At 72.5% G+C, this 23595-nt stretch carries 20 protein-coding genes and 1 pseudogene; 7 read left to right on the forward strand and 14 right to left on the reverse strand.

The window, feature by feature from the left end:
* Positions 1 to 10: 10 nt before the first annotated feature.
* From ABZ883_RS05740 to ABZ883_RS05770, 7 genes are all read right to left on the reverse strand, one after another.
* Positions 11 to 433 (reverse strand): cytidine deaminase, encoded by a 423-nt coding sequence (locus ABZ883_RS05740; protein ID WP_360902056.1) that lies wholly within the window; start codon positions 431 to 433, stop codon positions 11 to 13.
* Positions 430 to 1719 (reverse strand): ABC transporter permease, encoded by a 1290-nt coding sequence (locus tag ABZ883_RS05745; RefSeq protein WP_360902059.1) that lies wholly within the window; start codon positions 1717 to 1719, stop codon positions 430 to 432. The genes ABZ883_RS05740 and ABZ883_RS05745 overlap by 4 nt, the downstream gene beginning before the upstream one ends.
* Entirely contained in the window at positions 1716 to 2831 is a 1116-nt protein-coding gene (locus ABZ883_RS05750) for an ABC transporter permease (RefSeq protein WP_360902062.1), read from the reverse strand. The genes ABZ883_RS05745 and ABZ883_RS05750 overlap by 4 nt, the downstream gene beginning before the upstream one ends.
* On the reverse strand, positions 2828 to 4420 hold the full coding sequence (locus ABZ883_RS05755) for an ABC transporter ATP-binding protein (protein ID WP_360902931.1): 1593 nt from the start codon (positions 4418 to 4420) through the stop codon (positions 2828 to 2830). Before ABZ883_RS05755 ends, ABZ883_RS05750 begins: the two co-directional genes overlap by 4 nt.
* A gap of 224 nt (positions 4421 to 4644) precedes the next feature.
* Positions 4645 to 5697 (reverse strand): BMP family ABC transporter substrate-binding protein, encoded by a 1053-nt coding sequence (locus ABZ883_RS05760; protein WP_360902065.1) that lies wholly within the window; start codon positions 5695 to 5697, stop codon positions 4645 to 4647.
* A 154-nt stretch (positions 5698 to 5851) separates the two neighbouring features.
* The gene (locus tag ABZ883_RS05765) at positions 5852 to 7054 is read right to left on the reverse strand and encodes an amidohydrolase (RefSeq protein ID WP_360902068.1); all 1203 of its coding nucleotides are present in this window, start codon (positions 7052 to 7054) and stop codon (positions 5852 to 5854) included.
* 256 nt (positions 7055 to 7310) lie between these two features.
* Positions 7311 to 8879: a glycosyltransferase gene (locus ABZ883_RS05770; RefSeq protein ID WP_360902071.1), complete on the reverse strand. Its 1569-nt coding sequence runs from the start codon at positions 8877 to 8879 to the stop codon at positions 7311 to 7313.
* 206 nt (positions 8880 to 9085) lie between these two features.
* Between ABZ883_RS05770 and ABZ883_RS05775 the strand changes: the two genes are divergently transcribed.
* From ABZ883_RS05775 to ABZ883_RS05785, 3 genes are read left to right on the forward strand one after another with little or no spacing between them, the layout of a single operon-like run.
* Positions 9086 to 10993, forward strand: a complete 1908-nt coding sequence (locus tag ABZ883_RS05775) for a hypothetical protein (protein ID WP_360902074.1) — start codon at positions 9086 to 9088, stop codon at positions 10991 to 10993.
* Positions 10990 to 11379 (forward strand): hypothetical protein, encoded by a 390-nt coding sequence (locus ABZ883_RS05780; protein ID WP_360902077.1) that lies wholly within the window; start codon positions 10990 to 10992, stop codon positions 11377 to 11379. The genes ABZ883_RS05775 and ABZ883_RS05780 overlap by 4 nt, the downstream gene beginning before the upstream one ends.
* Positions 11372 to 12226: a hypothetical protein gene (locus ABZ883_RS05785; protein WP_360902080.1), complete on the forward strand. Its 855-nt coding sequence runs from the start codon at positions 11372 to 11374 to the stop codon at positions 12224 to 12226. The genes ABZ883_RS05780 and ABZ883_RS05785 overlap by 8 nt, the downstream gene beginning before the upstream one ends.
* A gap of 35 nt (positions 12227 to 12261) precedes the next feature.
* Here the strand turns inward: ABZ883_RS05785 and ABZ883_RS05790 are convergent, their stop codons facing one another.
* Genes ABZ883_RS05790 through ABZ883_RS05805 form a run of 4 tightly spaced genes read right to left on the reverse strand, consistent with a single transcriptional unit; the run spans position 12262 to position 16993 of the window.
* Complete coding sequence (locus ABZ883_RS05790; protein ID WP_360902083.1) at positions 12262 to 13383, reverse strand: hypothetical protein; 1122 nt, start codon at positions 13381 to 13383, stop codon at positions 12262 to 12264.
* Positions 13384 to 13386: 3 nt separating this feature from the next.
* Positions 13387 to 14343: an N-acetylneuraminate synthase family protein gene (locus ABZ883_RS05795; protein ID WP_360902086.1), complete on the reverse strand. Its 957-nt coding sequence runs from the start codon at positions 14341 to 14343 to the stop codon at positions 13387 to 13389.
* Positions 14340 to 15656, reverse strand: coding sequence for an acylneuraminate cytidylyltransferase (locus ABZ883_RS05800; RefSeq protein WP_360902089.1), 1317 nt, complete (start codon positions 15654 to 15656; stop codon positions 14340 to 14342). The genes ABZ883_RS05795 and ABZ883_RS05800 overlap by 4 nt, the downstream gene beginning before the upstream one ends.
* 26 nt (positions 15657 to 15682) lie before the next feature.
* Positions 15683 to 16993, reverse strand: a complete 1311-nt coding sequence (locus ABZ883_RS05805) for a DUF6716 putative glycosyltransferase (protein WP_360902092.1) — start codon at positions 16991 to 16993, stop codon at positions 15683 to 15685.
* A 186-nt stretch (positions 16994 to 17179) separates the two neighbouring features.
* Between ABZ883_RS05805 and ABZ883_RS05810 the strand changes: the two genes are divergently transcribed.
* Positions 17180 to 18160 (forward strand): glycosyltransferase family 2 protein, encoded by a 981-nt coding sequence (locus ABZ883_RS05810; RefSeq protein WP_360902095.1) that lies wholly within the window; start codon positions 17180 to 17182, stop codon positions 18158 to 18160.
* On the forward strand, positions 18160 to 19509 hold the full coding sequence (locus tag ABZ883_RS05815; RefSeq protein WP_360902098.1) for a polysialyltransferase family glycosyltransferase: 1350 nt from the start codon (positions 18160 to 18162) through the stop codon (positions 19507 to 19509). Before ABZ883_RS05810 ends, ABZ883_RS05815 begins: the two co-directional genes overlap by 1 nt.
* Positions 19510 to 19528: 19 nt before the next feature.
* On the opposite strand, the gene ABZ883_RS05820 is transcribed toward ABZ883_RS05815, so the two are convergent.
* Complete coding sequence (locus tag ABZ883_RS05820; protein ID WP_360902101.1) at positions 19529 to 19870, reverse strand: TetR/AcrR family transcriptional regulator C-terminal domain-containing protein; 342 nt, start codon at positions 19868 to 19870, stop codon at positions 19529 to 19531.
* Here ABZ883_RS05820 and ABZ883_RS05825 point away from each other — a divergent pair.
* A pseudogene (locus tag ABZ883_RS05825) lies at positions 19776 to 20416 on the forward strand (FAD-dependent monooxygenase); the annotation flags it as partial. The gene ABZ883_RS05820 and the pseudogene ABZ883_RS05825 sit on opposite strands and share 95 nt — an antisense overlap.
* Before the next feature lie 7 nt (positions 20417 to 20423).
* Here ABZ883_RS05825 and ABZ883_RS05830 read toward each other — a convergent pair.
* Positions 20424 to 22013, reverse strand: coding sequence for a methylmalonyl-CoA mutase family protein (locus tag ABZ883_RS05830; protein WP_360902104.1), 1590 nt, complete (start codon positions 22011 to 22013; stop codon positions 20424 to 20426).
* Positions 22014 to 22137: 124 nt separating this feature from the next.
* Here ABZ883_RS05830 and ABZ883_RS05835 point away from each other — a divergent pair, with 124 nt between their 5' ends.
* Positions 22138 to 23052 carry a L,D-transpeptidase family protein gene (locus tag ABZ883_RS05835; protein ID WP_360902107.1) on the forward strand — a complete coding sequence of 305 codons (915 nt, stop codon included), beginning with the start codon at positions 22138 to 22140 and terminating at the stop codon, positions 23050 to 23052.
* A 17-nt stretch (positions 23053 to 23069) separates the two neighbouring features.
* Here ABZ883_RS05835 and ABZ883_RS05840 read toward each other — a convergent pair whose 3' ends face one another.
* Positions 23070 to 23507, reverse strand: a complete 438-nt coding sequence (locus tag ABZ883_RS05840) for an SRPBCC family protein (protein WP_360902934.1) — start codon at positions 23505 to 23507, stop codon at positions 23070 to 23072.
* Positions 23508 to 23595 lie beyond the last annotated feature (88 nt).

Here is a 23595-nt window from a genome sequence, read left to right on the forward strand (position 1 = left end):
ACGTACCTTCTTAACGGTTGGTCAGGTCGTCCGGGCCGAACGCGTCGGGCAGGACGTCCCGCATGGTGCGGATGCCGTCCGACATCTCGACCAGCAGATCGGGGCCGCCGTGCTCCCACAGCAGCTGGCGGCAGCGGCCGCACGGCATCAGCTGGTCGCCGTTGCGGTCGACGCAGGTGAACGCGGTGAGCCGGCCGCCGCCCGTCGCGTGCAGCAGCGAGACCAGCCCGCACTCGGCGCACAGGCCGAGGCCGTAGCTGGCGTTCTCCACGTTGCACGCGGCGATGACACGGCCGTCGTCGACCAGGGCGGCCGCTCCCACCGGGAAGTGGGAGTAGGGCACATAGGCCCGGGACATGGCGTCCCGGGCCTGTGCCCGCAGGTGCTCCCAGTCGACCCCCGCGGGGTCGACCGGGCCCGCGGTGCCGGTCACTTTCCTTGACCCTTTCGGTAGCGCATACCGTCAGCCTTGGGCATGCGCAGGCGTTGCGCCGACAGGGAGAGCACCAGCAGGGTGACGACGTACGGGGTCGCGCCGACGAACTCGGCCGGGACCTCGTCGGTGACCAGGTACCAGACCAGCACCAGCGCGCCGACGGCCAGGCTGGCCACGCCCTGCCACACGTGCCGCTTCCACAGCTTCCAGGCGCCGAGCAGCACCACCAGGATCACCAGGAGCAGCAGCAGCGCGTGGACGGTGGGACCGCCGTTGCGCAGCTGGAGGGCGTCGGAGTAGCCGAACAGCCCGGCGCCGGCGGCGAGTCCGCCCACCCGCCAGTTGCCGAAGATCATCGCGGCGAGACCGATGTAGCCGCGGCCGCCGGTCTGGCCCTCCAGGTAGATGTGCGTGGGCACCATCGCCAGGAAGGCGCCGCCGAGGCCGGCCAGGGCACCGGAGACGATCACGGCCACGTACTTGTACAGGTACACGTTGACGCCGAGCGACTCGGCGGCCACCGGGTTCTCACCGGCGGACCGCAGCCGCAGGCCGAAGGCCGTGCGCCACAGCAGGTAGAAGCTGCCGACGAAGAGCACGGCGGCGATGATCGTCAGCGCCGAGACATCGGTGACCAGGCCGCCGACGACACCCGCGAGGTCGGAGACGAAGAACCAGCCGTGCTTCTCGATGCCGGCCAGCCAGTCGGACAGCCCGGGGATGTCGAACGACGGCAGGGAGTCGACCGGCGGGGACTGCTTGGGATTGCCGCCCTTGGCCGCCGCCTCGCCGTTGGTGAACCACAGCTTGGCCAGGTACTGCGTCGCACCCAGCGCCAGGATGTTGATCGCCACACCGGAGATGATGTGGTCGACGCCGAAGGTGACGGTGGCGACCGCGTGGACCAGGCCGCCGACCGCGCCGCCGACGACCCCGGCGAGGACGCCGATCCAGGGGTTGGTCTGCCAGCCGGCCCAGGCACCGAAGAAGGTGCCGAGGATCATCATGCCCTCGAGGCCGATGTTGACCACGCCGGAGCGCTCGGACCACAGGCCCGCCAGACCGGCCAGGCCGATCGGCACGGCGAGCCCCAGGGCCGCGGTGATCTGGCCCTGCGCGGTGAGCTGGTCCTGGCCCGTGACGACCCGTACGACCGACACCAGCGCGAGCGCGCCGGCGATGATCAGCAGGACCATCGGGAAGGAGAGGCGGACCTTGCGGCCCTTGGTGCCGGCCGCCTTGGGAGCCGCGGGCGGCGGGGTGTGGGTCGTCGTTGCGGTCACGCCGTCACCTCCTTCTTGGTGCGGGCCTGGGCGGCGAGCTGCTCGCCGACCTTCTGCTGCTGCCGCTTGAGGCCGTAGCGGCGGACGAGCTCGTAGGCGATGACGACGCACAGGACGATGACGCCCTGCATGACGCCGACGATCTCCTTGTCGTAGCCCTCGAACTCCAGGCGGCCGGAGCCGCGCTCCAGGAAGCCCCACAGCAGCGCGGCCAGTGCGACACCGACCGGGTTGTTGCGGCCCAGCAGCGCCACCGAGATGCCGGTGAAGCCGATACCGGCGGGGAAGAGGTCGGCACCGTAGGCGTGCACGTCGTTCAGCAGCAGCGGCAGACCGGTCAGGCCCGCCAGGCCGCCCGAGATCAGCATGCTGATGACCACCATGCGCTTGACGCTGACACCGCTCGCGGTGGCCGCGCTCTCGGACATCCCGACGCTGCGCAGGTCGAAGCCGAAGCGGGTGCGGCCCAGCACGAACCAGTAGCCGACACCGATGATCACGGCAAGGACGACGAAGCCGTAGATCTGGCCGATGTCCTCACCCATGTCGAAGTTGAACAGGTGGCCGGAGGAGGGCAGCGGCGTGGTCGACACCGAGGTGCCCGCCTGGTCGAGGTGGCCGAGCCGGCCGGCCTTGAGGAAGTAGCCGACGATCGACAGCGCGATCGCGTTCAGCATGATGGTCGCGATGACCTCGCTGACCCCGCGGGTCGTCTTCAGGAGGCCCGCGATGCCGGCCCACAGGCCGCCGACCGCCATGGCCACCACGATGATCAGCGGGATCTGCAGGAAGCTCGGCAGGGTCACCGCCCCGCCGACCGCGGCGGCGAAGAAGGCGCCGAGCCGGTACTGGCCCTCGACGCCGATGTTGAACAGGTTCATACGGAAGCCGACGGCGACCGCGATACCCGCGATGTAGTAGGTGGTCGCCTTGTTGATGATCTCGACCTGGCTGTCGCTCTTGAAGCCGTAGTCGATCATCGTGCTGAAGGCGCCGAACGGCTCCTTGCCGGTGGCCAGCAGCACGAGCGCGGTGATCACGAACGAGGCGACGATCGCCAGCACGGGGGCGGCGACGGCGAGGAGCACCCGCTCCTTGTCGATCTTCTTCATCGGTCCTCTCCCCCGTGGGCGGCGTCGCCGTTCTCGTGCTCGAGGTGACCGGCTGCGGCACCGGTCATCGCGGAGCCCAGCTCCTCCGGGGTGATGGTGGCGGGGTCGGCGTCGGCGACCAGGCGGCCGCGGTACATGACGCGCAGGGTGTCGGACAGCCCGATCAGCTCGTCCAGGTCCGCGGAGATCAGCAGCACGGCCAGACCCTCGCGGCGGGCCTCGCGGATCTGGTCCCAGATCTGGGCCTGGGCCCCGACGTCCACACCCCGGGTGGGGTGCGCGGCGATGAGCAGCCGCGGCTGGTGGCTCATCTCCCGGCCGACGATCAGCTTCTGCTGGTTGCCGCCGGACAGCGACGCGGCGGTGACCTCGATACCGGGGGTGCGGACGTCGTACTCGCGCACGATCCGCTCGGTGTCGCGGCGCGCCGCGGCCGGGTCCAGCAGGCCGCCCTTGCTGTTGGGGCGCTCGGTGACATGGCCGAGGATGCGGTTCTCCCACAGCGGGGCCTCCAGCAGCAGTGCGTGCCGGTGGCGGTCCTCGGGGATGTAGCCGATGCCGTCCTCGCGGCGCTTGCGCGTCGGGAAGCCGGTGATGTCGGTGGTGCCGAGCGTGATCCGGCCCGCGTCGGGCGGGAGGATGCCCATGATCGCCTCGACCAGTTCCGCCTGGCCGTTGCCCTCGACGCCGGCGATGCCCAGGACCTCGCCCTTGTGAATGGTCAGCGAGATCCGGTCCAGGACGACACGCTCGATGCCCTCCAGGTCGGTCTCCGACAGGTGCAGACCGTCCACGGTCAGCATCGGGACGTCGGTGACCGTCGACTCGCGGGTCTCCGGCGACGGCAGTTCGCTGCCCACCATGAGCTCCGCGAGCTGCTTGGGGGTGGTGCTCTTCGGGTCGGCCGAACCGACCGTGGTGCCGCGCCGGATGACCGTGATCTCGTCCGCGACGGAGAGCACCTCGCCGAGCTTGTGCGAGATGAAGATGACGGTGAGGCCCTCGGCCTTCAGACCGCGCAGGTTGTCGAAGAGCGCGTCGACCTCCTGCGGGACCAGGACCGCCGTCGGCTCGTCGAGGATGAGCGTACGGGCGCCTCGGAAGAGGACCTTGAGGATCTCGACACGCTGACGGTCGGCGACACCGAGGTCCTCCACCAGGACGTCCGGCCGCACTCCGAGACCGTAGGCGTCCGAGATCTCCTTGATCCGGGCACGGGCGCGGGCGCCGATGCCGTGGAGCTTCTCGCTGCCGAGCACGACGTTCTCGAGGACGGTCAGGTTGTCGGCGAGCATGAAGTGCTGGTGCACCATGCCGATGCCGCGGGCGATGGCGTCGCCCGGGTCGTGGAAGGTGACGCTCTCGCCGTCGACGGTGATGGTGCCCTCGTCCGGCTTCTGCATGCCGTAGAGGATCTTCATCAGGGTCGACTTGCCGGCGCCGTTCTCACCCACGAGGGCGTGCACGGTACCTCGGCGGACGGTGATGTCGATGTCGTGGTTGGCCACGACACCCGGGAATCGCTTGGTGATGCCGCGCAGTTCGACGGCGTGGGGGCTAGGGGGACTGGGGGTGCTGGACGCGTTGATGACGCACTCTCCTCGCGGAAAAGAGCGGGGCGGGGCGGGTGTGGCGAACGTACCGCGAGGAAAAAGCTCTATGCGCGTAGCGTTGCCAGATCCATAGTGGTGCGAGTCAGATCAGAAACCACAGGGACCGAAATCGGGCGGAACGCAGGCGCGAGGCCCGGTGAGGGAGAGCCTGGGCTATCCCCCACCGAGCCTCGCGACCGTGACTCAGAGGAGACCGGGCGTCACTTCTTGACGGTCGTGTCGACCTTGATGTCGCCGCTCACGATCTTCTGCTTGGCCGCGTCCAGCTGCGACTTGATGTCGTCGATGAAGCCGCCGCTGGTGGCCAGGCCCACACCATCCTTGGCGAGGTCGTAGGACTGGGTGCCGCTCAGCGGGGCGCCGTCCTTGACCGACTTGACCGCGTCGTAGACCGCGACATCCACGTTCTTCAGCGCGGAGGTCAGGATCGACTTCTGGTACTTGACCAGGCCCGTCTGCGCGTACTGGTCGGAGTCGACACCGATCGCCCAGGCGCCGGTCTTGCCGGCGACGGCCTCGATCGCGCCGTTGCCGGAGGAGCCGGCCGCGGCGTAGACGACGTCGACGCCCTTGTCGAGCATGCCCTGCGCGGCCGCCTTGCCCTTGGCCGGGTCGGAGAAGCCGGACAGGTCGGAGCCGGGGGTCAGGTACTGGGTGGTGACCGTGACCTTCGGGTTGGTCGCCGTGACGCCCTGGCGGAAGCCGGCCTCGAACTTGTTGATCAGGGGGATGTCCACGCCACCGATGAAGCCGACCTTGTTGTCCTTGGTCTTCAGGGCCGCGGCGACACCGGCGAGGTAGGAGCTCTGCTCCTCGGTGAAGACGATGCTGTCGACGTTCTTGGCGTCCACGACGGAGTCGACGATGGCGAAGTGGGTCTTGGGGTACTTCGCAGCCGCCTTCTTCATCGAGTCGGCGTAGGAGAAGCCGACACCGATGACCGGGTTGTAGCCCGCGTCCGCCAGGTCCTCGAGGCGCTGCTCGCGGTCGGCCTCGGTGTCCGAGGTCTTCGCGGTGAGCTCCTTGATCTCGATGCCGAAGTCCGACTTGGCCTTGTCCAGGCCCGCGGCGGCAGAGTCGTTGAACGAGTGGTCGCCACGGCCGCCCACGTCGTAGGCGACGCCGACCTTGAGCGCACCACTCTTGGCGCTGTCGCTGTCGCTGTCCTTGGAGCTGCTGCCGCATGCGGTCGCGGTCAGCGCGAGGGCCGCGGAGGCTATACCCGCGGCGGCGAACTTGGTTACCCGGCGCAAGAGGGTACCCCTTCACTAGAAGCGCCCCGTCCGGCGCTGGCTTAACCCGGAGCTTAACGCGCGTAGATGTCAGGTAAAGGGGGGTTGGCGGCCCGTTATCGGATCGACGCATTTCGGCCAGGTGACCCGGCCGTGTCGGCCGGGTCACCCACCGTCATGCCAGCAGCGCAGCGGAGGTGAACAGCTCCACCCCGACCTTGATCGCGCCCTCGTCGACGTCGAAATCACCTTGATGCAGATCACGCTTGGAATTGTCCCCCACCGGACGCACCCCGAGCCGCGCGAGGGCGCCCGGCACCTGCTCCAGGTACCAGGAGAAATCCTCCCCGCCGAGGCTCTGCTCGGTGTCCTCCACCGTGTGCGCGCCGTAGCGGGCCGTCATGGCGTCGCGCAGCAGCTCCGTCGAGTCGTGCTCGTTGACCACCGGCGGCACCCCGCGGTGGTACGTCAGCTCCCACTTGGCGCGATACATGCCGGCGATCTGGTCGATCACCTCGTGCACCAGGTCCGGGGCCTCGTGCCAGGCGGTCAGGTCCAGGCAGCGGACCGTGCCCTCCAGTTCGGCGTGCTGCGGGATGACGTTGCAGGCGTGGCCTGCCTCGATACGGCCCCACACGATGCTCATCCCGGACCGCGGGTCCACCCGGCGGGCCAGCACGGCCGGCAGCTCGGTGGCCATCTTGGCGGTGGCCGTCACCAGGTCGGTGGTCAGATGGGGGCGGGCCGTGTGACCGCCCGCACCGTCCAGGGAGAGCTCCAGGCGGTCCACCGCCGAGGTGATCGGCCCCTGCCGCAGCCCGATCCGGCCCACGTCGACCTTGGGGTCGCAGTGCACGGCCAGGATGCGGCCCACGCCGTCCAGCGCGTTCGCCTTGATGGCGTCCAGCGCGCCGCCCGGCATGACCTCCTCGGCCGGCTGGAACACCAGCCGCACCGGCCGCCGCAGCTTGCCCTCGCGCAGCAGCTCCGCCAGCACCAGGCCGGCGCCCAGCACCACCGTGGTGTGCACGTCGTGGCCGCAGGCGTGCGCCCGGCCGGGGACCGTCGAGCGGTAGTCGACCCGCTTGGTGTCCGGGATCGGCAGCGCGTCCAGATCGGCGCGCAGGGCCAGCCGGGGCCGCTCCGGGTCCGTGTCCCCGATGTCGCAGATCAGGCCCGTCCCGCCCGGCATCACGCGGGGCTTGAGACCGGCCTGCTCGAGGCGGGCCTTCACCGCGGCCGTCGTACGGAATTCCTGGCGGCCCAGTTCGGGATGCATGTGCACATCCCGCCGGAACGCCACGAGCTCCGTCCGCAGGCGCTCGGGAAGCACACCCAGAAGGGCGTCGTCCGGCGCGGCAGGAACGGTTGGGGCCACTGACACAGGGGTTCCGGAGGGTTCGGAGGGTGAGTCGTTCACCTCCGACAGGCTAGACCGCATCTGCACTCCCGATCGCTGGATCGCCGTAAATTCATTCCGCGCGAGGAAGAAAAACTCCCCCGTTCGGCGCGTACCCGGCTCCGTACAGGGGTATCAACACGGTTTACCCCTCGCCTCTCCATAGTGGCTCAACGATCGCGCCGTCGCGCGGCAACGCCCCGTGAGGGGCGTCACCACGGCGCGGCGGGCGGGGTCAGCGCGGTCCGAGCAGCCGGGAGTAGAGGTCCAGGAGCGGGGCGGACTGCGTCTGCCAGGACCATTCGCGCAGCGTGTCGCCCCGGTCGTACGCCTTCCGGTAGCGCCGCGGATTGGTCAGCACGGCGCCGACGGCGCGGACGAAGTCGGCGGTGTCCAGGGAGCGGAACACCTCGCCGTTGCCGATCTCCAGCGTCGGCCGGGCCAGCACCCGCACATCGCTGACGACCACGGGCAGACGGGCGTGGGCGTACTCGAAGTAGCGGGCCGGCAGGGCCACCTGGTGCGCGGGCAGGCGGTGCACGGGCAGGACGCCGATGTCCGCGGAGGACAGGAAGCGCGGGATGTCGGCGGGCGGCACATAGGGCAGCACGTGCAGGCGGCCCTCGACGCCGAGCTCCGCCGCGCGGTCGGTGAGGACGCGTACATAGGCGTCGCCGGGGTCGGGCACGACCAGGGCCGCGTGCAGGTCGTACAGCTTGGGCAGCGCCTCGATGACCGTCAGCAGCCCCCGGGCCGGGCCGACCGCGCCGCTGTGCACCAGGAGGGGGACCTCGGGGGCCAGATGGCAGTGGTCGCGGACCCCGGAACGCGACGGCGTGGCGTGGGAGGAGGGGGCGGGCGCGGCCTCGTACGGCGGGGCGTTGCGCGCCACGGCCGGCCGGGCGGCGAGGCCGTGGCGCTCCCGCAGCCGGTCGGCGTAGGTCTCGGCGACGGTGACGACGCCGTCGACGAGCGGCACATAGGTGCGCTCGTGGGCGTCACGGGCGACGGCGGCCCGGTGGCTGGGCTCGGTCTTGGCCGTGGTGTCCCAGACGACCTCGACACGGTGCCCGGTGCCCTCCGCCCGCAGCGCGGCGCGGACGGCCGTGCCCAGGGTGCGGTGCCCGAGGGCGTGCACCAGGTGCGGGCGCAGCTCGTCCAGGACGGGTCCGTAGGCGATCTCCAGGTCGAGCAGCAGCGGGTCGAGCCTGCGCCAGCTGCGCTTGCCGAGCAGCAGGCGCGTGGTGGCGGTGGACAGCCGGTCCAGCAGCCCGTCGGGCGCGGCCCTGCGGCGGACGGCGGCGCGGTACTGCGCCGAGCGCAGGGCGTTCCAGGCCCGGCGCACCGCGTGCTGCAGACGCGCGCCGCCGTGGCCGAGCCGGGCGGCGGCCTTCACCGCTAAAGGGCTGTAGGTCACGTCCAGCTCGGCCTGGCGGGAGGCCAGCAGCGCCGTGTGGGCGGCCACGAAGGCGTTGCGGTACGCGTAGGACTCCGCGCTGCGGTAGGCCAGGGCGCGCAGCAGGCCCGGACGGGGGCGCTGCAGGCGCCTGCGGTGCAGGGTCTCGGCGACGGAGACGCGGATCAGGCGCACCCCTTCGGGCGCGATCCCGGCGCCGTCGTCCTGGCAGGCCCGGCAGTCACGGCAGTCCCGGCAACCCTGGTCCTCGGCGGCGCGGCCGATGATCGTGACCTCGTAGCCCGCCCCGGCGGCGGCCGCCGCCACGCGGTGCGCCCGTGAGTCGCGCTCCAGCGCACTGTCCGCGAGGACCGCGATGCGCCGCGCGGGCCTCGGTGCCGTTGCCATGGAGCAAGGCAACCTGGTTCGGGTGACTGATCGGTTACGTACGGCTTGCGTGGAGCGGAACGCCCCCGGCAGCGAGAACACGCGCCCCCGCGCGCCCCTCGCGCCTCGAAGCGCCCCGGCGCGCCCGGTTTTCCCACATCCCCTGCCTTTTCGGGACTTGTGCGGGCGCCCACACTGGTGGGAACAGGGGGAAAGGGGTGGGGCGGGTGACATCGCGATACCAGGGTGCCGGGAGCCCGGGGGACACGGCCGGGGTCGGCGTCCAGGACGGTGCCGGGCACGTCACCGGGGACGGCCGCGAAGAGCCCGCCGCCCACGTCGCGGGGACCGCAACGAGGCGCCCGCCGCCCCCGCGTCCGGCGGCCGCGCCGGGCGGCAGCAGCAGCACCGGCACCGGCGAGGAGGACTGGAGCGCGTCGACCCGCTACATGTGCGCGGGTGCCCGCCTCGACGAGGGCTTCGCCCGCCGGGTGGTGCACGAACTCCGGCACGAGCGCTACCGGGCCTGCGCCCCCTCCTACGGCGTCGACCTCGGCCGGGTGGGCACCCACGCCGAGCAGACCCTGCGGGACCTGCGCAGGCGCGACCTGGCCGTCGGCGGCGCCTTCCTGGTCTCCCTGCTGCTGGCCCCGGTCGCCACCGCCGTGTACTGGTTCGCCACCGCCTTCCTGCCGGGCGGCAGCGCGCAGGGCTCCGGCGCGCCCCGCGGGGTGCGCGGGCGGGAGCGGCCCCGCGACCCAGCCGCCCCGGCCGTGCTGCGAGCCCTGGCCGTCCAGGTGCTCGTGCTGCTCGCCGGCGCCTGGCTGACCCCGCTGGTGCCGCTGTGGCTGAACGACGTGCCGGTGGCCACGTTCCTGCTCACCCTCGTGCTGCTGGTCGGCTGCCCCTGGGCGTTCACCTGGGAGCAGCGCGGCCGGGCGTGGAGTGCGATCGGCGAGCAGCTGACCCGGGAGGCGTTCCGCTCCGCCGCCGGCGGCCCGCCGCCGGGCGGGCACACGGCCGGGCTGCCGCAGTCCTCGGTCGGCGGTGATGCCAACCTCGTCGTCTACAGCGGCTACCGCCCCTTCGTCGGCGCCGGCGACGAGGTCACGTCCTGGTCGTTCGCCATGCGGCTGACGCCCGAGGGGCACGAGCCGGGCACCGGCGCCGAGCCGCCCCCGGTGCCCTTCGACACCGCCGGCCTGGTCCGGCGGATGGCGGACGACCTGGACGCGCTGCGCGCGGGTGCCGGTGCGGGGCCGGCCTTCGCCGCCGACCGCGTTCCCGGCCTGGAGGTCACCGAGAAGGTCTTCGTCCACGGCACCGAGCTGCGGCAGAACGCCCTGTTCGGCGAGGCCGTGTTCTGGCCGGGCGCCGCCGGGCACTGGCCCCCCGAGGGCAGGCCCGCCGACCAGCTCTCCTCGGAGCGCATCGCCACCGCCCGCGGCAGCGTCGACGGGCCGGTGCGGCACTGTCTGTGCGCCCAGGTGCGCAGCTGGGGCACCGACCTGGTGCTGTCGGTCTTCGTCCAGGTCGCCGTGAGCGCGGCGACGCTGTACCTCCAGGCGAACACCCTGGTGCTCACGCCGGTCAAGGAGGAGTACCGGGTGGCCGACTCGCTCGCGCGCCCCGGGGACCTCCAGGACCCCCAGGACCCGGGGAGCGCCGTCACCGGACTCGCCGACGCGCTCCTGCACAGCCGCGCGGTGCTTCAGGCGGCGCCGGCGGCCGCCTTCTCGGAACTGCGCGCACCCGCACGGCGGCAGCGCGCCCTCCAGGCGCAGCGCGCGGCCATGGCCGACGACCGGCGGTACGACTTCGGAGCCCGGCTCAGTCTTCGCGAACTCGCGTCCTCGCACGCTTTCCGGGACTTCTTCCAGCGTGTGGACGTCAACCGCATCGGCAAGCAGATCGAGCTGCAAGTCCTCGGCACCGCGGCCGAGTTCCTCGCCGAGCACGGCCTGGACCTCGGCGATCTGACGCGGCACCGCAACGTCATCCTCAACCAGGGGATCATGATGACCGGAGGATCGATGAGCGGCAGCATCGCCGCCGGGGCCGGTGCGGCGGCGCTCTCCACCGCCCCCGCACCGCAGCGGACCGGCGGCCCCGGCGAGGGGGGTGGCGCGCGATGACCGGCACGGGCGAGCCGCGGACCAACCACGGCATCGTCATCGGCGGCAGCGCCAGGGTCGGTGACTCGGCGCTGGCCGCCGGGGCCGGCGCCGTCGCGCACCGCACGGGACCGGCGTCCCCCGCCGCCGACAGCGCGCTCGCGGCCCTCGGCGAACTGCGGCGCCGGCTTGACGCCTTGGAGGACCCGGGGATCAGCGGGGCCGCCCGTACGGAGGCGGCGGCCCTGGCCGGGGAACTGGCGGGCGAAGTGGCCGCGGGGCAGGCGGACGGCGAGCGCGTCGAGCGGCGCCTCGCCCGGCTCCGCGCCCTCATCGGTGACGCCACCGCGCTGACGGGCCTCGTCACCGCGGTGCACGCGAGTGTGCGGGCGATCACCAGTGGCTGAGCGCTGGCGCCGGACGACGGCGCTCGCCCTGCTGCTCGGCTGCGTGAGCGCGGCCGTCGCCTGTTCGCCGGCCGGGCACCCCGCCGCCGACAAGGGCGGCGACGGTCCTCGTACGACGGCGGTGTTCACCCCGCGTGAGCCGCTGAGCGAAAGGCGGTTGGGGCAGACCGCGGACCTGATGCGCCGCCGCGCCGAAGGGTCCGGTCTGCGGGACGTCGTGGTGCGCGCGGCCGACGGCAAGGTCACCGTGTCCGCGCGCGGCGCCGTCCCCGGGCAGATGGCCTCGCTCGGCGAGCCGGCGGTCCTGGTGCTCCGGCCGGTGGTCGCCGTCGCACCGTCCGGCGACGGGGCGCCCTCCCCCTCGCCGGGGGCCGGGGTCGCGGAGTTCCAGGCGCTCGACTGCTCGTCGGCCGCCGAGCGCAAGGACCATCAACGGGGCGACGGCGAGCGGGCGGTGGCCTGCGCGACGGAGGTGGTGGGCGGGGTCCGGGCGAAGTACCTGCTCGACCCCGTCGCACTCAACGGCACCGAGATCAGTGAGGCCGAGGCGGTCTTCGACCAGGAGAACAGCACAGGATGGCAGATCCGGTTGCGGCTGACCTCGGCCGGAGCGAAGACGTTCACGGCGGTCACCGGGCGGCTGGCCGCACAGGTGAGCCCGAACAACCAGTTCGCCATGGTGCTGGACGGGGCGGTGCTGTCCGCTCCCGCGGTGACCAGCGCGATCCCCGGCGGGACCGCGGTCATCACCGGCAACTTCACACGCGCGTCGGCCGGTCTGCTGGCCGCGCAGATCAGCGGCGGCGCGTTGCCGACACCGATGGACGTGTCGTCCATGACGCGCTGAGGCGCCTCATGGACGACGACGTCCGCGGTGCGGGATCAGGGCGCGATGGCCGTGGCCTGCCCGGAGACCACCGACGCGAGGCCGTGCAGGTCGCGGGCGGTGCCGGTGATACCGGACAGGAAGCTCTGCGCCCGGGGCGAGGCCGAGTCGGTCAGCCACTCCGGGTCGACGTCGCAGACCTGGATCTTGACGCCGGTGCCCTCCAGCGCGAGCGGGAGGGTGTGCACGACCGTGGAGGGGAAGCTCAGGATCGTGTGGCCGATCGGACCGCGCCGGGCGACCAGTTCCAGGGGCAGGTCGGGACGCACGATCTCCAGACCGGTCTCGACGGAGAGCCGGTGCAGCTTGTCGACGCTCTCACGGCGGTGCGCGAAGTAGCGGGTGGCCCCGTGGCTCGTGGCCAGGATGCCGACCGCGGTCAGATACCTCTCCAGGTCGACGACGCCGGTCTCCACCAGGGAGGTGCCGACGATGTCGGTACCGCTGCTGATCGTCGGCGGACCGAAGCGGGCCCGCGTCCAGGCGAACCGGTTGGCGCGCAGCGCCATCCCGGACGGCGGAGTGGCGGGCATCGAGCTGAACAGCTCGACCTGCCGACCGCGGCCCGGGGTGAGGCGCCGGCGGGCGGCCGAGGCGAAGACGCCGAACGCGGCGTCCGCCGGGGAGGGCCGCCGGCCGCTGCGGTGCCAGCGGACCAGCCGGGCGCCCTTGGTCAGCAGCTCGGTGAACTCCATGGTCGCGGTGCCGTCGTCCACGACGATGATCTCCCGCGCCCGGGTGAGCGGCAGGAGGACCTGCACCAGCCGGGAGAAGGGGTCACCGAGGACGACCCGGCCCGCGGAGCGCAGGGCCGGGGTGAGTTCGGCCGCGGTGCGCAGCAGGGAGCCCCGGCCGGAGCGCGCCTCGCACCATCGGACCACGATGCCCTCGTCCATCGCGAGCTCCGCCATGCGGCGCAGCTGTCCCCGTGTCATGGGGTCGCGCGGGGCGAGGGCCACCACGGTGAGCTGCCGGCCGGGTGCCGCCGGGCCCGGGGCGGCCGAAGCCGCCCCGGGTCGCGGTGTGGGCACCGCGGGCGGGTGAACATGCGCCCACTCCAGCACGTTGAGCAGCTGAACGGGGCTCTCTACGAGTGCCAGAGTGCCGCTGTCGCCCATGGATCAGGCCGACACCGACTCGGCGTCGGCAGCGGCGGCGGCAGCAGCCGCCTCCTGCTCGGCGATGACGCCGGGCACGCGGCGCAGCTTCTTCATCGGGCCGAGCTCGCCCTCGTAGACCTTCTTGACACCGTCGCCGAGCGCGGACTCGATGATGCGGATGTCGCGGACCAGGCGGTCCAGACCCTGCGGCTCGACGGAGGCGGCCTGGTCGGAGCCCCAGTTCGCGCGGTCCAGGGTGATGTGGCGCTCGACGAAGACGGCGCCGAGGGCGACCGCCGCGAGGGTGGTCTGCAGGCCGATCTCGTGGCCGGAGTAACCGACGGGCACGTTCGGGAACTCACGCTGCAGCGTGTTGATCATCCGCAGGTTGAGCTCCTCGTGCTTCGCCGGGTACGTCGACGTGGCGTGGCACAGGATGATGTTGTCGCTGCCGAGGACCTCCACCGCGTGGCGGATCTGCTTCGGCGTGGACATGCCCGTGGAGAGGATGACGGTCTTGCCGGTGGCGCGCAGGGCGCGCAGCAGCTCGTCGTCGGTCAGCGAGGCCGAGGCGACCTTGTGGACGCGGACGTTCTCGAACTTCTCCAGGAACTCGACCGAGGGGACGTCCCACGGGGAGGCGAACCAGTCGATGCCCTTGCTGACGCAGTACTCGTCGATGGCGCGGTACTGCTCCTCACCGAACTCCACCTTGTGGCGGTACTCGATGTAGGTCATCCGGCCCCAGGGGGTGTCCCGCTCGATCTCCCACTGGTCGCGGGGGGTGCAGATCTCCGGGGTGCGCTTCTGGAACTTCACACCGTCGGCGCCGGCCTCGACGGCCGCGTCGATCAGGGCGAAGGCGTCCTCGAGGGAGCCGTTGTGGTTGATGCCGATCTCGCCGGTGACGTAGACGGGCTGGCCGGGGCCGACCAGGCGGTCGCCGATCGGACGAAGGCGGGCGGGGGTGGTGGTCACTGGGAGAGTTCCCTTCGGGAAAGAGAGGGGCCGAGGATCCACGAGGCGACCTCGCGGATCGCACCGCGCCCTCCGGGCGTTGCGGTGATGGAACGGGCCGCGTCCTTGACGACGTCGTGCGCGTTGGCGACGGCGGTCGGCCAGCCGACGAGCGCGAAGCAGCCGAGGTCATTCACGTCGTTGCCGACGTAAAGGACCCGCTCGGGGGCGATACCTTGCTCCTCGCACCACTGCTTCAGTGCGAGGTCCTTGCGGTCGATGCCGTGGAGCACGGGGACCTTGAGCTTACGGGCCCGTGCGGCGACGACCGGGTTGGTCTCCGTGGACAGGATCAGGACCGGGAGTCCGTTGTCGCGCAGGGCGGCGATCCCGAGCCCGTCACCACGGTGCACCGTGACGGTCTCGCGTCCCTCGGAGTCGACCAGCACCGTGTCGTCGGTCTGGGTGCCGTCGAAGTCCAGTACGACCGCGTCGATGTCGGCGCGAGTCGGCAGTGCGGCCGGTGCCGCGGACTCTTCGGTCCTGACGGCGGAGCCGGTCGCGGGGTCGAGCAGCGGGGCCAGGGCGCGGGCACGGGACAGGTCGTCCGGCTCGTCGATCTCCAGCACCCGTGCGGGGTCGGTGCGCACCAGCGCGGTGTGGCCGAAGAACCGGTGCTTGGCCTCCCGGAAGCCCTCGACGCGCATCGCGTAGGCGGCGCCGGTCTCCAGCAGGTCCTGCGGACGGTCCTGACGACGCGGCCGGTGCGCCTTGTCGTGGTTGACACCGTACCCGCCGGTCGAGGTGGCGGCCAGGGCCGTACGGCCCTCGCCGGTGACGGTGGCGGCGCCGGCGCGGTCCGTCGCGGCGGCCGCGGCGCCCATCTCGTCGGCGGCGTCGCGCCAGATGAAGCCGTGGAACGGGGCCACGGTCACAGCGGTGTCGGCGCCGTCCTCGACGATCGCGGCGGCCACGCCGTTGACGTCCTCGACGGAGATGAACGGGCTGGTGCACTGCACGAGCAGCACGACGTCCGCGCTGACCCCGGACATCGCCTGGTACGCGTCCATGGCGTGCAGCACCGCCGCCTCGCTGGTCGCGGTGTCACCGGCGATGGCGGCCGGACGCAGCACGACCTCGGCGCCGGCGGCGCGGGCCGCGTCGGCGATCTCGGGGTCGTCGGTGGAGACGACCACGTCGGTGATCAGTTCGGCCTCGCGGCAGGCGCGCACGGCGCGGGCGACCAGCGGCACGCCGCCGACGGGGGCGAGGTTCTTACCGGGTACGCCCTTCGACCCGCCGCGGGCGGGAATGACGGCCAACACCGTTGGCATGGGGGCTCCTTGCGAATTGTGGGGACTCACAGCTGGCCCCATCGGCGGATCACGGGCGCGACACGCTGAACGCCCTGGCGGTACGCGGTGCGCGCGGAGTTGCGCGCGAAATCGCGGACGGCGCGGCGCAGCGCGCTCGGCTCGGCGGGCTCCACGGCGGCGCCGGGCAGCGGCTCGCCCTTCGGGTCCAGGCTGTGCCGGGCGAGGACCCCGGGGAGGTAACCGGGTGCGGTGGCGGTCGTGTAGTACGGCGCGAGCGGGGGCAGCTCTGCCGCGCCGGTGAGCGCGGTGACGCGCTCACGGACGGTGCTGAAGGGGTCGCCCTCCGAGGCGATGCCCTGGGCGCGGGCCCACGCGGGGCGCACACGGGGCACCTGGCCCGCGTCGATGTGGTCCCAGGAGGCGTAGGCGCCGGATCCCAGGAAGTGGTGGTTGCCCAGTGCCTCGCGGATGCCGAGATCGGTGAGGATCGCGGTCGGGATGCCGCGGTGCATGGACTCCAGCGCGGCGGTGGAGCTGACCGTGACCAGCAGGTCGGTGCGGTCCAGCACCTCGCCCATGTGCCCGTAGACGAGCTTGAGGTTCTTGGGCGGGTCCAGCCGGGCGACCAGCTTCTGGTACGGCTGCTCCTCGATGTGCGTGGTGTGCTCACCGGGCTTGCTGCGCAGCTTGACCAGCACCTCGCGGTCCGGGTGGAAGCGGGCGTGGTCCACCGCGCGGCGCAGCAGGTACATGCGGTCCTTGCGGCTGTCCGGAACGGACGGCTGGACGGCGAAGACGACGGTGAACGGCCGGTCCGCGGAGGCCTCGTACGGGGTGCCCTCCAGGAACGGCAGCGCGGTCTCCACGATGGAGCCCGCGTCGGCCCCGACGCCCTCGTACACGGCGCGGAAGCGGTCGGCGTCGTGCGCGCTGTTCGCCAGGACCGCGTCCGCGCCGGAGCGCAGCAGCAGGCCGTCGGCGAGCTTCTCGTAGACGACGCCGACGTAGCCGGTGACGACCACGGGCCGGCGGGGGGTGCCTTCCCACGCGCGGGCCAGGCCGTGCAGCATGGCCTGGACGGTGCCGCCGACACAGGACAGGACGACCACGTCGGCGTTCTCGCGGGTGGTCGTGGCCAGGAAGTCCGCCGCCGTGACCTCGCGCATGGAGTCCGCGGGGATGCCGACCTCGGCGAGCTGGCGCTCGGTGGGCGTCGCGCGCCCACGCAGGAGGCGGGCGTCGAGCCGCGCGTGGGGGGCGATACGGCGAGCCGTCAGCGCACCCCATTTCCATCGGGTGTCCGAGTCGGCGAGGACGGTGACCTTGATCGGGTCGGCGGTGGTACTTGCTGGCACGCCGCAAAGTTAGGAAGACATTCCTAGCGGGCGCCCAACGCCACGCCAACGGACGGTTAACAACACGCCGCCGGATGAAGAACCAGCACGCCAGGCTGACGCATTCACAAACCCGACACCCCACGTTCACCAAAGAGCCTGCGTCGTGTCAGCACGAGGGGCACCGAGAGTCATAGGGTGCGCCCCGTGAGTAAGCTTTCCGTCATCGTCCCGTTCTACAACGTGCAGGCGTTTGCTCCTGACATGTTGAGAAGTCTCCGTGCGAACGCCCGGCCGGATTTCGAATTCATCCTGGTGAACGACTGCGCCACCGATGAGACGCCGAAGATCCTCGAGCGCGCCCTGCCGGACCTCCCCGGGGCGAGACTGATCTCGCACGAACGGAACGGCGGCCTCGCCACCGCCCGCAACACGGGCATCGACGCCGCCAAGGGCGAGTACGTGACCTTCCTCGACGGCGACGACTGGCTGGCCGAGGGCTACCTGCCGCAGCTGCTGGACGCCATCGAGACCCTCGGCACCGACTTCGTCCGCACGGACCACGTCGTCTGCCACGGCCGCAAGCGCACGGTCGCCCGCGTCCCGCACGGCCGCCGCGGGGTCTCGCTGGACCCCCGCGGGGCGATCCTGCCGCCCGACCGCACGACCTCGGTGGACTACCCGTACGCCTGGGCCGGGATCTACCACCGCCGGCTGGTCGACGCCGGACTGCTGCACTTCCCGGACGGGCTGCGCACCGCCGAGGACCGGCCGTGGATCTGGCGGCTGCACCGCGAGGCCAAGAGCTTCGCCGTCGTCGGCCTGCTCGGTGTCTTCTACCGGCGCGGGGTGGCCACCTCGCTCACGCAGATCGGCGACGTCCGGCAGCTGGACTTCATCCGCTCCTTCGACCAGGTGCTCGCCGAGACGGCGACGGACCCGGAGGCGGACCGCTTCATGCCCAAGGCCGTGCGCACCTACTGCGCGGTGATCTCGCACCACCTCGGGGCCATGGGCCGCTACGAGCCGCAGGTGGCCCGTAAACTCAAGGCCATGAGCGCCGCCGCCCTGAGGCAGATGCCGCAGGACCTCCTCGCCGAGGCCCTGGACTCGATGGACGTGGAACGCAGCCTGCGCCTGCGCAGGGTCCTGCGCCGGCGTATCGGCGGCGGGGCGGTGGCCGCGTAATGGGCCGTACCCAGGTCTTCCTGGCGGCAGGCCTCACCGGAGTGGCAGCGCTGGCCGCCGCGCTGGACGCGGGGTTGTTCGACCCGGCCGACCGTCGCCTGCTGCTGATCAGCAACAACGCCCCGGTGCCCGAGACCTCGCCCGCAGCGGACACGATGGCGGGCTTCGAGGCGCTGCGCGGCCGCTTCGACCGCGTGCTGTCGTGGAACAAGGCGATCGCCCCGCTGCACCCGCGGGGCTGGTCGCCGCGTCCGGACGACGTGCCCATGTGGGAGCGGCATCTGCGGCAGCTGTGGGACCTCGGCGACGACGAGCTGGAGCTGGTCGTCGAGTCGCTGCACGTCGACCCCGCGTTCGCGCTGGTGAACGTCTTCACCGCCGCGCCGGTCACGGTGTACGCGGACGGGCTCGCGGCGTACGGCCCCGCCCCCGGCAAGCTGGAGCCGCTGGTCACCACGCGTGTCAGCCGGCTGCTGCACCTGGGGCTCGTGCCCGGACTGCGCCCGCTGACGCTGTCGGAGTACGGCGTACCGGACGAGGTCGTCCCCGCCGAGGCGTTCACCAAGGTCCTCGCGGAGGTCGCCACGGCCGCCGAGCTCACCGCGGACGGCGGCACGCCGCCCAGGGGCGGCGCGCTCCTGCTCGGCCAGCACCTGGCGGGGCTGGAGATCCTCAGCGACCGGCAGGAGGAGGAGCTCCACCTGCGCATGCTGCGCGCGGCCGTCGCCGCCGGGCACCGCACGATCGTCTTCAAGCCGCACCCGACGGCTCCCGCGCACCGGACGGGGCAGCTGGAGCGGGAGGCCGCGGAGCTGGGCGCGGAACTGTACGTGGCCGATCCGGCGCAGCCGGCCGAGGTTCTCTTCCAGAGCGTCCGCCCCGCACTGGTCGCAGGCTGCTTCTCCACGGCACTGTTCACCGCGTCCACCTTCTACGGACTGCCGGTCGCCCGGATCGGCACCGGGACGGTGCTGGAGTGCCTGTCGGACTACGCCGACAGCAACCGCGTCCCCGTGATCATCGCCGACCGCCTGCTGCCCGACCTGGCCGACAGCGCCGCGGTGGCCGGCTGGACCCCGCCGAGCGCCGAACGCGTGGCGGAACAGGTCGCGCCCCTGCTGCGCGCCGTCGGCTTCTGCATGCAGCCGCAGGTCTACGCGTCCCTGCGCGACGAGACCGTCGCGTATCTGTCCGACCGCGTCAACTCCGGCAGCCTGCGCTACTTCACGCGGCGCCGGCTCACCAGGCTCGCTCTCCCGGGCGGGGTGCCGGCCTCGCTGGCCTTCCTGCCGAACAACCCGGCCGTGCGCCGGGCGGCGCGGCGGCTGCGGCACGCGGCACGCCGCTGACCTGCGCGGACGGGGCGCGTCAGCGCGCCCCGTCCGGTGCCAGGGTCTCCGCGATGCCGGCCACGACGATCCGCGGGCCGGTCCCGAAACAGGCCTCGTAGTTGCGGAACATCTCCCCGCTCACCGCTCCCAGCAGCGGGTACTCGGCGCCGAGCCGGGCCCGGCGCTCCTCGGGGTCGTAGCGTTCGTCGCGCCCGCCGGTCACCGGCTGCACCGACTGCTCCTCGATCACGAAGCCCACCGTGAAGGTGCAGCGGCGACGACGCGAGGTCCTGTGGAGCTCGGACTTCCGGCCGCGCGCCGCGCTCGCCGACCGCGTCCGGGACGGCCGGGTCCTGCTCGCGGGAGACGCCGCCCACATCCACTCCCCGGCCGGCGGCCAGGGCCTCAACACCGGTGTCCAGGACGCCTGCAACCTCGGCGGGAAACTGGGCCAGGTGCTGCGGCACAGTGCGGAGCCGTCCCCGCTGGACAGCTACGAGCACGAGCGGCTCCCGGTCGCCGCCGGCGACCTGGGCATGAGCACCCACCTGCACCGCACCGGCGCGGCACCGAGGTGCACCAACTGGGCGTCGGCTACCGCGGGGGCCCGCTCACCGCCGAGACCCGCGACGGCCCGGCCGACGAGGCGCCGCGGGCCGGCGACCGCGCGCCGGACGCGCCGCTCGCCGACGGCAGCCGGCTGTTCGACGTCTTCCGCGGCCCGCACTTCACCGTGCCGGCGATCGGCGCGGAACCGCCCGCCGCGCTGCCGGGGTTCACCAGGGCGCACCGCGAGGAGTCCGGCGGCGCCGCCCACCGGGCGTACGGCGACGGCCTGTTCGTCGTCCGCCCGGACGGTTACGTGGGACTGACGACGGACGACCCCCGGCAGGTCGGCGCGTACCTGGCCCGTTTCTGCGGCTGACCCCGCCTCAGAAGGCGTCGACGGGGACGTAGGTGCCCCAGACCTCGCGCAGCGCGTCGCAGACCTCGCCGACCGTGGCCCGGGCGCGCAACGCGTCCTTCATCGGGTACAGCACACTTGCCCCGCCCGGCCCGCCCTCCGCGGCCGCGCGCAGCGCGCCCAGTGCCGCCGCGACGGCCCGCCGGTCGCGCCGGGCCCGCAGGGCGGCGAGCCGCTCCGCCTGGGCGGCCTCGATCACCGGGTCGACGCGCAACGGCCGGTACGGCTCCTCCTCGTCGAGCCGGAAGCGGTTCACCCCGACGACGACCCGCTCGCCGGAGTCCGTCTCCCGCGCGATCCGGTAGGCGTTCCGCTCGATCTCCGACTTCTGGAAACCGCGCTCGATGGCGCTGACCGCGCCGCCCATGTCCTCCACCCTGCGCATCAGGTCCAGCGCCGCCGCCTCGACCTCGTCGGTCATCGTCTCCACCACGTACGAGCCGGCGAACGGGTCCACCGTCGCCGTCACGTCGGTCTCGTACGCCAGCACCTGCTGGGTGCGCAGCGCGAGCCGGGCCGACTTCTCCGTGGGCAGCGCGATGGCCTCGTCGAAGGCGTTGGTGTGCAGCGACTGCGTGCCGCCCAGCACCGCCGCCAGTCCCTGCACGGCGACCCGCACCAGGTTCACCTCCGGCTGCTGCGCGGTCAGTTGCACGCCCGCCGTCTGGGTGTGGAAGCGCAGCATCCAGGACCTGGGGTTCCGCGCCCCGAACTCCTCACGCATGACGCGGGCCCAGATCCGGCGTGCGGCGCGGAACTTGGCGACCTCCTCCAGCAGCGTCGTCCGCGCGACGAAGAAGAACGACAGCCGGGGCGCGAAGTCGTCCACGTCCATGCCGGCGGCGACGGCGGTACGGACGTAGGCGATGCCGTCGGCCAGGGTGAAGGCGACCTCCTGCACGGGCGAGGCCCCGGCCTCGGCCATGTGGTAGCCGGAGATGGAGATCGTGTTCCAGCGCGGGATCTCGGCGCGGCAGTAGCGGAAGAGGTCCGCCACCAGCCGCAGGGAGGGACCCGGCGGGAAGATGTAGGTCCCGCGGGCGATGTACTCCTTGAGCACGTCGTTCTGGACCGTGCCGGTGAGCCGGTCCGCGCGCACCCCCTGCTCCTCCCCGACCAGCTGGTACATCAGCAGCAGCAGCGCGGCGGGCGCGTTGATGGTCATGGACGTGGAGACCTCGCCGAGCGGGATGCCGCCGAACAGCACCTCCATGTCCTCCACCGAGTCGATCGCCACCCCGACCTTGCCGACCTCGCCGTGCGCGAGCGGGGCATCGCTGTCGTGGCCCATCTGCGTGGGCAGGTCGAAGGCGACGGACAGGCCGGTCGTGCCGTGGGCGATGAGCTGCCGGTAGCGGGCGTTGGACTCCGCGGCGGTGCCGAAGCCGGCGTACTGGCGCATCGTCCAGGGGCGGGTGGTGTACATCGCCGGGTGGACGCCGCGGGTGAAGGGGTAACCGCCCGGCTCGCCGAGCTTCTCCGCCGGATCCCAGCCGTCCAGTGCGGCGGGACCGTAGACCGGATCGATCGGCAGACCGGATTCGGACTCGCGTGCCATGCGTCATCCTCCAGGGAATCGCCCCCTGGTCCCAGTGTGCGCGGATTTACCGCGATGTTGGCGCAACTACATGCCAGGGAAATCAGTCCAAGGGAGTACCGGTTCTCACAGGGGGATGACAGACATGGCACTCATACCGATCGCGCGGTCACGCGCGGCCGCGGTGGCCGCGGCACTTCTCACCGGGGCGCTGCTGGCCGGCTGCACCGCCCACGCCACCCAGCCGGAGGCCGCCCGGAGCCCGTCCGCGTCGTCGGCCGGCGGGGACAGCCCGCGCCCGGCGCCGTCCACGAGCACGAGCACCAGCACCTCCCCGGCCCCGACGCCGACCCCGACCCCGGCGTCGACGCCGTCCACCGCGAAGCCCAGTCCGTCCGGTACGCCGAAGGCCCCGCACACCGTGCGCCCGGCCGTGGTCATGGGCCCCGGCAGCAACAGCGCCCGCGTACGCGAACTCCAGGCCCGCCTGCGGCAGCTCGGATTCTTCGACCGGGCACCCACCGGCTACTACGGCAGCGTCACCGCGAGCGCGGTCCGCTCCTTCCAGGGCAAGCACGGCCTCGCCGCCTCCGGCTCCGTCACCAAGCCCACCTGGACCAAGCTCCGTTCCCTCACCCGGCAGCCCACCCGCGCCGCGATGTACCCGCCGACCACCAACCCGGTCGCCAAGCTGGACCCGCGCTGCCTGAACGGCCGTGTCCTGTGCATCAGCAAGACCAGCCGCACCCTGGCCTGGGTGATCGACGGCAAGGTCGTCTCGGCGATGGACGTCCGCTTCGGCTCCCAGTACACGCCCACCCGCGAGGGCACCTTCAGCGTCTTCGCCAAGAGCCGCCACCACGTGTCGACGATCTACCACACGGCCATGCCGTACGCGATGTTCTTCAGCGGCGGCCAGGCGGTGCACTACTCCGCCGACTTCGCGGCGCGCGGCTACGCGGGCGCGTCCCACGGCTGCGTGAACGTGCGGGACGCCGGCAAGATCGCGGCGCTCTTCGACCAGGTCCGCATCGGCGACAAGGTCGTCGTCCACTGGTGACCGCCCACGGCCGGCCGCTACGGCCGGTCCCCGGCGAGCAGCGCGTCCAGCGCGCGCCCGAACACCCGTCGGCCGGCCCACGCCGTGGGCCGGCCGAACGCCTTGGGGAGCCCGTGCACCCGCAGTTCCTCGCGCCACACGATCCGCGACCCCGGCCCGGGGTCCCGCGGCCACACCTCGATCTCGGCCCAGCCCAGCACGACCGCGCCGCGCTTCTCCAGCCGGCACCGGCCCGGCCCGCCACCGGCGTCCGGCGGCTCCCAGCGCACGATCTCCATCGGGTCCGCGAAGGACAGCGGGCCGACGCCGGTCCGCGCGGTGAAGCCCCTGCCGCCCTCGCGGACCTCGACCGTGGTCAGGGGGACGTGGGCGGCGTGCCGTTCCCAGTCGGTGACCCGGCGCCAGGCCTCGGCGGGCGGCAGCGGCGACTCGCGCTCGACGCGGAAGGCGGGCACGGAGGTCGTGGTCACGACGGCCAATCTATGCCGCCGCCGGCCGAAGAGCGGGGACGCGGGCAGGGCGGGGGGAAAGCGCCCCGCCCAC

Source organism: Streptomyces sp. NPDC046977 (assembly GCF_040644455.1).
Classification (GTDB): Bacteria; Actinomycetota; Actinomycetes; order Streptomycetales; family Streptomycetaceae; genus Actinacidiphila.